Source organism: Allobosea sp. 01N443 (genome assembly GCF_056399325.1).
Window position 1 is genome coordinate 1 of sequence record NZ_JBFTRC010000179.1, and the last position, 11909, is coordinate 11909.

Below are 11909 nucleotides of genomic sequence, written 5' to 3' on the forward strand. Positions count from 1 at the left end.
GCGTGACGCCGACGAYCACGGCTGCGAAGAGCGCCATGAAGGTGATGCGCAGCGTGATCCAGAGCGAGCCCGAAAGCGTGCCCCAGTCGGCGATCAGCGTTTGCCCGATCAGCACCGGCCCGGGCAGGATATAGGGTGGGATCTCCTTCCAGCGGACGAGGAACTCCCACAGGCCAAGCGCCAGCACGCCAACCGCGATCGGCGCCAGGATGCGGGGCCAGGCGCTGGCGGGCAGGCCGAGGATGCGGGGCTCGGCCGCGAAGATCGGGCGCGCTTCCGCATCGGTCCCGTCATGGGGCACATGCGGCATGGTGGTATCCAGGGACGGCGCGCTCATGAGCCGATCGCCTCCTTGAGCTTGCCGGAAACGACACGACACAGATGCGCGTAATCGGCCGAGGTGCGGAACAGCTCGTCGCGCGGATAGGGAGCATCGACGTCGAGATCGGCCATGACGCGCCCGGGACGAGCCGCCATGACGACGATGCGCTTCGACAGGTAGACCGACTCGAACACCGAATGGGTGACGAAGACGGCGGTGAACTTCGTCTTCCACCAGAGCTCGAGCAGGTCGTCATTGAGGCGGTGACGGGTGATTTCGTCCAGCGCCGCGAAGGGCTCGTCCATCAGCAGGATCTTTGGCCGCATCACCAGCGCACGGGCGATCGAGACGCGCATCTTCATGCCGCCGGAAAGCTCGCGCGGATAGGATTTCTCGAAGCCCTTCAGCCCGACCAGCGCCAGCATCTCGGCCGAGCGCTCCTGCGCCTCGCGCTTCGGCACATGCTTGAGGATCAGCGGCATCATCACGTTGGACAGGGCATCCGCCCAGGGCATCAATGTCGGGTCCTGGAAGACGAAGCCGAGATCGCGCTCCGGCTTGCCGGAGGCGTCATGACTCGTCGTCGGCCAGTCGATCGTGCCCGTCGATGGCGCACCCAGGCCTGCGATCATCCGCAGCAAGGTCGACTTGCCGCAGCCCGAGGGGCCGAGCAGGCTGATGAACTCGCCCGTGCCAAGGTCGAGATTGACGTCGCGCACGGCCAATGTGCCGTTGGCGAACTGCTTCGAGACATGCCGGACTGATACGAGCGGCCTGGCGCCGCTGCCTTCGACATGAGGTCTGCTCAGATAGGCTGTGTCCAAAGCCTGATGATCCATCTTGCTGCTGTCGAACGTCTTCCGGTCATCCCGGACGGATCGGCGCCGCCGCGCCGACCCGGGGTCCATGAAGGGCGGAAGCCGCCTAAGCCTTGCCGACGCCCTTGTTGATGAACTCGAGGCTATAGGCCTTCTTGATGTCGATGCCAGCAGGGAAGACGCCGGCCTCCGTCATCATCTTGTAGAAATCGGCCCAGCGCGCATCGGTCATCGCGCCGATGCCAAGCGTCAGCGCGTCTCCCGAGAGCACGATGCCGTTCTCGTTCATGACCTGGCGGGCATAGGCGAGCTTCTCGCCGTCCATGTCGGGATTGTCCTTGAGGATCAGCGCATTGGCGGCCTCGATCGCCGGACCGCCCTTCATGTACTCGGCCCAGCCTTCGAGAGTCGCGGTGACGAAGCGCTGCACCACGTCCTTCTTTTCGGCGACCATCTTCTTCGAGATGTTGATGGTCGTGTTGTAGTTGCCGAAGCCGGAATCGGCGAGCAGGTGCACGACCGGGTTCACGCCGGCCTTGCGGATCGCGAAGGGCTCAGAGGACAGGAAACCCTGCTGCGAGATCGTCTTGTCGGCCAGGAACGGCGCCATGTTGAAGGTGTAGGGCCGGATCTGCTCGTCGGTGAAACCGAACTTCGCCTTCAGGAAGGGCCAGAAGCTGGTGCGTCCGCCGGCGCCGACCAGGATCGGCTTGCCCTTGAGCGCAGCCAGCGTGTCGTTGCCCTGGCCCGGATGCGAGATCRGGACCTGCGGGTCCTTCTGGAAGATCGAGGCGATGCAGAGGAAGGGCAGGTTCTCCTGGGCATAGCGGATCGCCTCGAACGAGTTCGACATGATCATGTCGACCCGGCCACCGAGCAGGAGCTGCGACGGGTTCTGCTGCGGGCCGCCCATGCGGATATCGGCGTCGATGCCGTATTTCTTGTAGATGCCGTTGGCGAGGGCGAGATAGAAGCCGCCATGTTCGCCCTGGGCGCGCCAGTTGGTCTGGTAGCTGACCTTGTCCAGCGTCTGGGCATTGACCCTGGCTCCGGGAACCGGGATCAGGGCGGAAGCGGCCGAGCCGCCGATCAGGCCGAGCGCAGCGCGACGGCTCACGCGATACTTCATCGTCATGGAACGGACCTCCAGGAACAGGCTAGCCAGCGGCGTCCGCGCCGCGCTGTGGCCACCAGCGAGCAACATATATGCCACGCTGCCAGGCGCGCTGGAAATCCGGCATCGCACTATTACGCACAGAGATCGGGCATTTGCCCAATTCCTCGCCAGATCTGCAACACCTGAAGTGATCAACAGCCGCGACGGCGCCATGCGGCCACGCGGCTTCCTCCGCCGGCACTTCCGGCTATGGTGGCGCCGTCCACGGAATCCGAGATCAGCATGACCAGCCCTGCCCTCTCCGCACTTCGCGCCGAACTCGCAGATCTGACCATCTATGACGACGCGCCGTCGCTCAGGATGCACAGCCGCGACTTCTTCTGGTTCTCCCCCGTGCTGAAGCCGGATCTCGAGGGCAAGCAGGCTGAACTCGTGATCCTGCCGAAGACCAAGGACGAGGTTCGCCGCGTCGCCTCGGCCTGCGCGCGCCATCGCGTGCCATTGACGGTTCGCGGCGGCGGCACCGGCAATTACGGCCAGGCCGTACCGCTCGAAGGCGGGGTCGTGCTCAACCTGTCCCGGTTCAGCCGTGTGGTCTCGACCACGCTCGGCGCGGGCCGGTTCGAGGCTGGCGCGAACATGCTCGATATCGACAAGGCGCTTGCCCCGCTCGGGCAGGAGTTGCGCATGCATCCCTCGACCCGGGCACAGGCAACGCTCGGCGGCTTCATCGCCGGCGGAGCTGCCGGCGCCGGTTCCTGCACCTGGGGGCAGATCGACAATCCAGGCGCGGTCATCGCCGTCGAAGTCATGACGGTCGAGCCCGAGCCGCGACTGATCGAGCTGCGCGGCAAGGACATCCTCAAGGTCATGCACGCCTATGGCGTCAACGGCATCATCACCGAGGTCGAGGTGCCACTGGCACCCGCCCATGCTTGGGCAGAACGGATCGCGACCTTCGAGACCCTTGGCCAGGCGGCCGCCTTCGGCCAGGCCTTCACCGAATGCGACGGTATCGCCAAGAAGCTGATCAGCATCCACGATCCGCGCATTGCCCCGTATTTGCGCCGGCTCGCCCCCTGGCTGGGCGAGAACAAGGCCTTTGCCATCCTGATGGTCTCGGAGCCGCAGGGCGACGAGCTTGACCGGCTGATTGCCGAGATGGGCGGAACGGTCACCTTCTCGCGCGCAGCGGCTGAAGCCCGCGCCGCGGCATTCGGGGAGCATCGCGAGAAGGGCGCGCCCGGCCCGCTCTACGAATACACCTGGAACCACACCACGCTGCATGCGCTGAAGGTCGACCCCGACATCACCTATCTGCAACTGCGCTTCCCGCCGGTCCGCAACCTCGAACTGCTGGCCTGGGCCGAGACGCATTTCCACGAGGATGTGCTCTTCCACATCGAGTTCCAGCGCCGGCAGGGCAAGGTCTACCATTCCAGCCTGCCGCTGGTGCGCTTCACCACGGCCGAGCGCCTGCACGAGATCATGGCGCAGGCCGAAGAAGCGGGCATCCAGGCCTCGAACCCGCATAGCTGGGTCCTGAACAATGCCGGCTGGAAGAAGGTCGATGCGCCGCAACCGGAGTTCAAGCGGATCGCCGATCCGCAAGGACTGATGAACCCCGGCAAGCTGTTGAACTGGCAAGCCGATGCTGCGCAGGCGGCGGAATGACGAGCAGACAAGGACGGATTGAGCGATGAGCGCGCGTTTCTGGGGCGACCTGAAGACCACCGATTTCGAGGGGCTGTCGCCCGACAACACGGTGGCGGTGCTGCCGCTGGCGGCCATCGAGCAGCACGGGCCGCATCTGCCGGTCTCGGTCGACACCACCATCATGAATTCCATGCTGGCCGAGGCGATGCCGCTGGTTCCCGCCAATCTCGATGTGCTGGTGCTGCCGACGCTGCCGATCTGCAAGTCGAACGAGCATCTGCATTCGCCGGGCACGCTGACGCTGTCCTGGGAGAGCGCAACGCAGAGCTGGCTCGAGATCGGCGAAAGCGTGCGGCGCGCCGGCCTGCGCAAGCTCATCATCGTCACCTCGCATGGCGGCAATATCGACCCGATGAAGGTGGTCGCGCGCGAACTGCGCGTGCGCCACGGCATGCTGGCTGTCACCACCGCCTGGCGCGCCTTCGGTCTGCCGCAAGGCGTCTATGCCGATCTCGATGCCAATCACGGCATCCATGCCGGCGACATCGAGACCTCGCTGATGCTGCATTTCCGGCCGGACCTCGTCGACATGGGCAAGGCCGGYCATTTCGAGCCAAGCACGATCCAGATGCAGGGCGAGTACGCCTGGCTCAGGCCAACTGGCCTACATGCGCATGCCTGGATGGCGCAGGACGTCAACCCCAGCGGCGCGGCAGGCGATGCCAGCTTGGCGACGGCAGAAAAGGGCAAGGCGACAGCGGCCCTTCAGGCGAAGGGTTTTGCCGAGCTGCTGGCAGACGTCGCCAGGTTCCCGCTCTCGCAACTGCACAAGGCGTCGTAACCGGCAGCCTCAATCGGGGTCGAGCAGGCGCGGTCCCGCGCCCTGCTCGCCCAACCGATCCCAGGGATTGTGCAGCGGGCAGCTCTTCACCGAGAGGCAGCCGCAGCCGATGCAGTCGGTCAGGTGGTCGCGCAGCCGCGTCAACCGGTCGATCCGGCGCTCCAGCTCAACCTTCCAGACCGATGACAGGCGTGACCAATCCTCCGCCGTCGGCGTGCGCTCCGATGGCAAGGCCTTGAAGGCGTCGCCGATCGTCTTCAGCGGGATTCCCGTGCGCTGCGCCACCTTGATGATCGCCACGCGCCGCAGAACCTCGCGCGGATAGCGGCGCTGGTTTCCGCTGCTCCGCGCGCTCCGGATCAAGCCTTTCGCCTCATAGAAATGGATGGTGGAGACAGCGAGCCCGCTGCGCCTCGCCACCTCGCCGACGCTCATCTCATCGAAGAAATGGGCGTGATCCGCTTTGCTCATCGACGCTTGACCTTAACCTTGCTTGAGGTTTTATAACCCTGCGCTTCCGATGTGCAAGCAGCCTGGAGCGCGACCATGCACCGCCCGTTAGACCGCAGGATCCACCTCGCCCTGATCTATGGCAGCACCCGTGAGGGGCGGCTCTGCGACCGGGTGGCCAACTGGGCGCTGTCGCAGATCGAAGGCGAAGGCCCCTTCGTCGTTGATGTCATCGATCCGCTGACGCTCGACCTGCCGAAGCGCCACCCACGCGGCGAAACTCCGACAGTGCGCCTGCTCAGGGAGCGGATCGGGCGCGCCGATGGCTTCATCGTGGTCACGCCGGAATATAACCGCGGCTATCCGGCGCCTCTGAAGTTCCTGATCGATCTCGTCGGGGCGGAGTGGCGCGGCAAGCCGGTCGCCTTCGTGTCCTATGGCGGCGTCTCGGGCGGCTTGCGCGCCATCGACCAGTTGCGCCAGGTTTTCAACGAGTTGCATGCGGCCACTATCCGCGACGTTGTCTGCTTTGCGCATGCCTGGAGCCAGTTCGACGAGACCGGCCAGCTCCTGGATGCGACCAAGGCCGAGCAGGCGATGGCAACCATGCTGGCGCAACTGCACTGGTGGGCGACAGCGCTGCGCGATGCCCGGGAAAACGTCCCCTATGGTACATTCGCGGCTTGAACCGATCAGCAATCACCGACGACAATAGGTCGGAGAGGGGTCATCAAATGGCCCCTTTCAACCTACATATTTTATAAGACGGCTAATGAAATTCAGCTAGATTGGCTGCGCTTCGCGAGGCCCTTGGCACCCCCGATTCGGAGACCACCGTACGAGATGAACGCAGTCGACAGCACCACCTCGGTCCTGATCCACCTCGCAGGGGCGGTGGCTCTGCTGATCTGGGCCGTGCGCCTGGTCAGGACGGGCGCCACGCGGGCTTTCGGCTCCTCGCTCCGACAGGCGCTCGCGCGTTTCACGCGCAACCGCTTCACGGCGCTGGCGAGCGGAGCGGCGGTGACTCTGGTGCTGCAAAGCTCGACGGCGACGACGCTGCTGCTCTCCTCGTTCGCGGGCCAATCGCTGATCACCCTGCCGATGGCGCTTGCCGTGCTGCTCGGAGCCAATATCGGCACGGCGCTCGCAGCCTTTCTCGTCTCGCTCGATCTTGGCTGGATCTGGGGGCTTTGCCTCGCAGTCGGTGTGGCGCTCTACCTCGCCAACGAGGCGATGGACCGGGCCCGCAATATCGGCCGTGTCCTGGTCGGCATCGGGCTCATCCTGCTCTCGCTCGTCGAGCTGAAATCCGCTGCCGCTCCGCTCGCACAGTCTCCGACCTTCAAGCTGATTCTGCAGGCACTGGCCGGCGAGCCGGTCATCGCCGTGCTTGTGGCCGTCGCCGCGACCTGGCTGACCCATTCCAGCCTTGCCATCGTGCTGCTGATCGCTTCGTTCTGGTCGGGCGGGCTGCTCTCCCCGACCATGGCCGTGACACTGATCGTCGGAGCGAATCTCGGCAATGCCCTGGTCCCGGTCATCGACCAGCTCGGCGCCCCGATCGCGCAGCGCCGTGTCGCGGTCGCCAATCTGCTGACGCGCCTCGTCATCGCCGTCATCGTGATCCCGTTCGCCGGCCCGCTCGCCGGCTGGTTCTCGTCCTTGTCTCTCCATCCCGGACGGCTCGCAGTCGAGCTGCATCTGGCGCTGAACATCGCCGGCGGGCTGCTGTTCCTGCCCTTCATCACACCAATTTCCAACCTCGTCCTGCGGCTCATGCCGAGCGCGCCGACAAACGAACGCGTGATCCGCCCGCTCTATCTCGACCCCGGTGTGCTCGACAGCCCATCGGAAGCGCTTGCCTGCGCGATGCGCGAGACGCTCCATCTCGGCGACCGCGTCGGCGAGATGCTGAAGGACACGCTGACCCTGCTCGATGGCGACCAGATCAAGCTCTCCCGCGAGATCTCGCAGGCCGATGACGGTGTCGACACGATCCACGAGGCGATCAAGCTCTATCTGGTACGGCTGTCCCGGTCCGAGCTGAGCACGGAGGAAAGCCGCCGGCTGCTCGAGATCGTCACGTTGAACACCAATCTCGAGCATATCGGCGACGTCATCGACAAGAACCTCCGGGAACTGGCCGAGAAGAAGATCCGCAAGGGCTATCGCTTCTCGGCGGAGGGGCTTGCCGAGATCAGCGCACTGCATGCGCGGGTGTCCCACAGCCTGCGGCTGGCCTTGAACGTCCTCGCGACACGCGACATCGCATTGGCGCGTCAACTCTTCGATGAGAAGGCCGTGATGCGTTCCGCCGAGCGCCGCGCGACCGAAAGCCATTATGAGCGGCTGCGCAGCGGCGTGCCGGAATCGATCGAGACGAGCTCGATCCATCTCGACGTGCTGCGCGATCTCAAGCGCATCCACGGGCACATCACGTCGATCGCCTATCCCATCCTCGAGACGGCCGGCGAATTGCGGGAGAGCCGCCTCAGGCACAGCGAAGCATCCGCTGCCGAGGCTGATTTCGATCTTGGCATGGTACCGCAACCCAAGGGCTGAGCCCGCTCGCCTGCCCTCGCGGATGTATAGTCCAAAGGCGTAGGTCTTTGGGAGGCTCCGAGGGTTTCTCCTTGATCTCAATCCGGAGCGAGCATTGATCAACGCTGAGCACTATCGACTTCACAAAATAGAACTGGCCGCTGGCGAGTGGGAGAACGCATGATGAGCTGCATTGCCACTATCCGGAGACACTCATGCGGCTCCAACTCCTCCGCAATGCCACGCTCAAGCTTGTCTATGCGGGCAGGACATTCCTGATCGACCCTGATTTCGGCCCCATGCACGGCCGTCCATCTTTCACCGGCAAATCCGCAAACCCGATGGTCGAGCTGCCCGAGCCGATCGAGAGCATTCTCGATGGTGTCGACCAGGTGATCGTCTCGCACCTGCATTCCGACCATTTCGACAGCGTCGCGAAGGAGCGCATTCCCAAATATCTGCCGCTGACCTGCCGCCCCGGCGACGAGGACAGGATCGTGGAGGCGGGCTTCCAGTCAGTCAGCCCCGTGGAGTGCTTCCAGCGGATCGGACCGATTATCCTGAAGCGCGTCCCGGCGCAGCATGGCAGCGGCGCGGTCGTCGAGAAGATGGGGCCCGTCATGGGCTTCAGCCTGGAGGCCCCAGGCGAGCCGACCCTCTATTGGTGCGGGGACAGCATTCTCTATCCGCCGCTGCTCGAAGCGGTTTCAGCGACCGCGCCGGATGTGATCGTCACCCATTCCTGCGGTGCCCTCTGGGACAGCAGCCTGATCGTGATGGACGACGCCCAGACGCTGGCACTCTGCGAAGCAGCCCCCGAGGCCATCGTCATCGCGACCCATATGGAAGCGCTCGACCACGCCAGCGTCAACCGGGCGGCCTTGCGCAAGGCCGCCGAACAGCGCGGTATCGGGCCAGAGCGCCTGTTGATCCCCGGAGACGGCGAAACCATCGAAATCAGGGAGCCCGCGCGGGTTTGACCGCGCGGTGCTGGGTTACTCCCCCGCTTTGGCGGTCTTGGCGTAGATGTCGCGATAGCTGTCGCGCAGCAGGTTCTTCTGAACCTTGCCCATGGTGTTGCGCGGCAGTTCGGGCACGATGAAGACCTGTTTCGGCAGCTTGAACTTGGCGAGGCGCTGGTCGAGCGCCTTCGAGATCGACGCGGCGGTGATCTCGGCGCCGGCCTTGACCACGACCACGGCCGTGACGCCCTCGCCGAAATCGGGATGGGGACAACCGATGACCGCGCTCTCGATCACGCCCGGCATCTCGTCGATCTCGGTCTCGACTTCCTTCGGATAGACATTGTAGCCGCCGGTAATGATCAGGTCCTTGCCGCGCCCGACGATATGGACATAGCCGGCGGGGTCGATCTTGCCGAGGTCGCCAGTGATGAAGAAGCCGTCATCGCGGAATTCGGCCTTGGTCTTCTCGGGATTGCGCCAGTACCCCTTGAAGACGTTCGGGCCCTTGACCTCGATCATGCCGATCTCATCGGCACCGAGCGTCCTGCCGGTTTCCGGGTCGGTGACGCGCGCGCTCACGCCTGGCAGCGGGAAACCGACCGTGCCGGCCACACGCTCGCCCTCATAGGGGTTGGAGGTGTTCATATTGGTCTYGGTCATGCCGTAGCGCTCGAGGATGGCGTGGCCTGTGCGCTCGCGCCATTCGCGATGCGTCTCGGCGAGCAGCGGCGCCGAACCGGAGACGAAGAGGCGCATATGCCGGGTCGCCTCCTTGGTCAGGCGCGGATCCTGCAGCAGCCGGACATAGAAGGTCGGCACGCCCATCATGCAGGTCGCCTGCGGCAGGTATTTCATGATCTGCTCGGGATCGAATTTCGGCAGCAGGATCATCGAGGCGCCGGCGAAGAGCACGACATTGGTCGCGACGAAGAGGCCATGCGTATGGAAGATCGGCAGCGCATGCAGCAGCCGGTCATCCCTACTGAAGCGCCAGTAGTCGACGAGCGCGAGCGCATTCGAGGCCAGGTTGTCATGGCTCAGCATGGCGCCCTTGGAGCGCCCGGTCGTCCCCGAGGTATAGAGGATGGCGGCCAGGTCGTCCGGGCCACGTGCGACATCGGCGAATTCTGCGGAAGCGCCGCCGGCCTTGTCGAAGAGCGTCCCTGTCGCGACACCGAGCGTTTCCAACCTGGCGCCGGCCTTCTCGGCGTAGGGCCGCAGGGCCTCGGCCTTGTCTGGATCGCACACGAAGACCGCGGGCTCGGCATCTCCGAGGAAATACTCGATCTCGGCCGGCGTGTAGGCGGTGTTCAGCGGCAGGAAGACGGCGCCGGCGCGGATCGTGCCGAGATAGAGCATCAGCGCCTCGATGCTCTTTTCCACCTGCACGGCGACGCGGTCGCCCGGCTTCACGCCGAGCGCCACCAGGGCATTGGCGAAGCGGGCGGACACCGCGACCATCTCGGCATAGCTGTAGCGACGGCCGTCATCGAGAAGCGCGAAGGGCGCGTCGGGTGCGGGAATGCGCGCGGTGACGAGGTCGAACAGATGATTGGCCATGACAGGTCTCGGGTTTTCGTTCAGGCGGAGACGGGACGGAGCAGCTTGCGGACGGCGGACGAAGCGACGACGGTGTTGCGGCTGGCGAAGGCCTCGTGATTGGCTTCGATGTCGCCGAGATCATAGCGGTAATTGACCATCACGCCGTGCGACTCGCGCAAGCCCCGGGCCGAGAGATTACCGCCGATATTGATGCGTTCCAGCCTTGCGCCGTTGCCGAGATGGAAGCGCGCGACCGGGTCGATGACCCGCCCCGACGATGCACGCGCGCGCAGCAGATAATGCGCCGCCATCTGACCCAGCAGCTTGTCACGCCGGGCCCTCTCCTGTTCGTCGAGCGCCATGGTCTCGCCGACCGGGCGCGCAAGCTCGGAGAGTTCCTCATTGGTGAGCAGCGGGTCGCCAGGCTCGGCGACGATGCCCGCGAGCCAGCGCGCAAAGCCGGGAACGGGCGAAAGGGTGACGAAGGTATCCAGCCCGGGCAGTTCGCGCTTCAGGTCCTCGGCGACCTGTTTGATGAGGAAATTGCCGAAGGAAATGCCACGCAGCCCCTCCTGGCAGTTCGAGATCGAATAGAACACCGCGGTGGACGCATTCTGGGCCGGGAGGACCTCGCGCCCCTCACTCAGGACTTCGGCGATACTGCGTGGGATCGCGCCCGTCAGCGCAACCTCGACGAAGATTAGCGGCTCGTCGACCAGTTGCGGATGGAAGAAGGCGAAACAGCGCCTGTCTGCAGGCTCGAGCCGGCGGCGCAGATCATCCCAGCCCTGAATCTCGTGCACCGCTTCGTAGCGGATGACCTTCTCCAGCACATTGGCCGGTGTGTGCCAGTCGATGCGGCGCAAGACCAGGAAGCCGCGATTGAACCAGGAGCCGAAGAGATGCCGGAAATCATCATCGACCGGCTTCAGGGCCGGGTCGGCCTCGATCGCCTCGAACAACGCCTCCCGCATGCGGACCAGCACATGGGTGCCGCCGGGCGCGAGGTTGAGCCGGCGGAAAAGTTCCTGCCGGCGCGGCTCGGAGGCAATGTGCAATGCTGCGATCGCAACCGCATCCGGCTCATTCTGGTAGCGCGCGATGGCGGCGTTCAACTTCTCCTGATCCGGACCGAAGCGATCCTGCAGCAGGCGGAAGAAACCGAGGCGCCCGGGCGGATCGAGCCGTTCCCATTGCTCGAGAACGGCCTGCGCCAACGCCATGCCGGAGGCCTCACCGCGCCCTGACAGCAGGTCCTCGCAAAGCCGGTCAAGCGAGCGGTTGCGGTTCCCGGCAAAACGCTCAAGGCCGATCAGTGCGCGGCCCCGGTCCGCCACACTCGTCAGGAGTTCGCCGAGAAACGCCATGTCCATCCCCGTCTCCGCTGCCGTCGTGGTGCGATCCTATACGAGTTTTTCTGCGCCGGAATGAACGGCCTGTCCTGCTCGAGCATCGGCCCGAAAAGTGGATTGCGGTTTTCGGAGAAGCCGATGCGAACATAGAAGCTAGGTGTTTGATCCCGGGCTTTGATGGTGCAGTCTTTTCGCGTGAGTGGAAGGAGGCGCTATGGGCCAGGTTCACCATGGGAGCGCCACGACGACAGAGGCGGTCCGTCGAGCGATACAGCATAGTCAAGAGAGCCTGAGGGCTCTGG

The 11909-nt window shown here is 64.8% G+C and carries 10 protein-coding genes and 1 pseudogene; 5 read left to right on the forward strand and 6 right to left on the reverse strand.

Annotated features, from left to right (window positions below):
* The 3 genes and pseudogenes from AC1DRP_RS29235 to AC1DRP_RS29245 all read right to left on the reverse strand — a co-directional run.
* A pseudogene (locus AC1DRP_RS29235) lies at positions 1 to 337 on the reverse strand (hypothetical protein); the annotation flags it as partial.
* Positions 334 to 1146 carry an ABC transporter ATP-binding protein gene (locus tag AC1DRP_RS29240; RefSeq protein WP_441489087.1) on the reverse strand — a complete coding sequence of 271 codons (813 nt, stop codon included), beginning with the start codon at positions 1144 to 1146 and terminating at the stop codon, positions 334 to 336. The pseudogene AC1DRP_RS29235 and the gene AC1DRP_RS29240, both read right to left, overlap by 4 nt.
* Before the next feature lie 100 nt (positions 1147 to 1246).
* Entirely contained in the window at positions 1247 to 2275 is a 1029-nt protein-coding gene (locus AC1DRP_RS29245) for an ABC transporter substrate-binding protein (RefSeq protein ID WP_476770314.1), read from the reverse strand.
* Between the two features lie 264 nt (positions 2276 to 2539).
* Between AC1DRP_RS29245 and AC1DRP_RS29250 the strand changes: the two genes are divergently transcribed.
* Both AC1DRP_RS29250 and AC1DRP_RS29255 read left to right on the forward strand, forming a co-directional pair.
* Positions 2540 to 3931: an FAD-binding oxidoreductase gene (locus AC1DRP_RS29250; protein WP_441506657.1), complete on the forward strand. Its 1392-nt coding sequence runs from the start codon at positions 2540 to 2542 to the stop codon at positions 3929 to 3931.
* A gap of 25 nt (positions 3932 to 3956) precedes the next feature.
* Positions 3957 to 4754: a creatininase family protein gene (locus tag AC1DRP_RS29255; RefSeq protein ID WP_441506658.1), complete on the forward strand. Its 798-nt coding sequence runs from the start codon at positions 3957 to 3959 to the stop codon at positions 4752 to 4754.
* A 9-nt stretch (positions 4755 to 4763) separates the two neighbouring features.
* Here the strand turns inward: AC1DRP_RS29255 and soxR are convergent, their stop codons facing one another.
* Positions 4764 to 5225 (reverse strand): redox-sensitive transcriptional activator SoxR, encoded by a 462-nt coding sequence (gene soxR / locus AC1DRP_RS29260; RefSeq protein WP_441489083.1) that lies wholly within the window; start codon positions 5223 to 5225, stop codon positions 4764 to 4766.
* A 75-nt stretch (positions 5226 to 5300) separates the two neighbouring features.
* Between soxR and AC1DRP_RS29265 the strand changes: the two genes are divergently transcribed.
* The 3 genes from AC1DRP_RS29265 (at position 5301) to AC1DRP_RS29275 (ending at position 8728) form a co-directional block, all read left to right on the forward strand.
* Entirely contained in the window at positions 5301 to 5891 is a 591-nt protein-coding gene (locus tag AC1DRP_RS29265; RefSeq protein WP_441506659.1) for an NADPH-dependent FMN reductase, read from the forward strand.
* 156 nt (positions 5892 to 6047) lie between these two features.
* Positions 6048 to 7769 carry a Na/Pi cotransporter family protein gene (locus AC1DRP_RS29270; RefSeq protein ID WP_441506660.1) on the forward strand — a complete coding sequence of 574 codons (1722 nt, stop codon included), beginning with the start codon at positions 6048 to 6050 and terminating at the stop codon, positions 7767 to 7769.
* Positions 7770 to 7963: 194 nt separating this feature from the next.
* Positions 7964 to 8728 carry an MBL fold metallo-hydrolase gene (locus AC1DRP_RS29275; protein ID WP_441506661.1) on the forward strand — a complete coding sequence of 255 codons (765 nt, stop codon included), beginning with the start codon at positions 7964 to 7966 and terminating at the stop codon, positions 8726 to 8728.
* Between the two features lie 15 nt (positions 8729 to 8743).
* On the opposite strand, the gene AC1DRP_RS29280 is transcribed toward AC1DRP_RS29275, so the two are convergent.
* Both AC1DRP_RS29280 and AC1DRP_RS29285 read right to left on the reverse strand, forming a co-directional pair.
* Entirely contained in the window at positions 8744 to 10273 is a 1530-nt protein-coding gene (locus AC1DRP_RS29280; protein ID WP_476770315.1) for a malonate--CoA ligase, read from the reverse strand.
* A gap of 20 nt (positions 10274 to 10293) precedes the next feature.
* The gene (locus tag AC1DRP_RS29285; protein WP_441506663.1) at positions 10294 to 11628 is read right to left on the reverse strand and encodes a malonyl-CoA decarboxylase; all 1335 of its coding nucleotides are present in this window, start codon (positions 11626 to 11628) and stop codon (positions 10294 to 10296) included.
* Positions 11629 to 11909 lie beyond the last annotated feature (281 nt).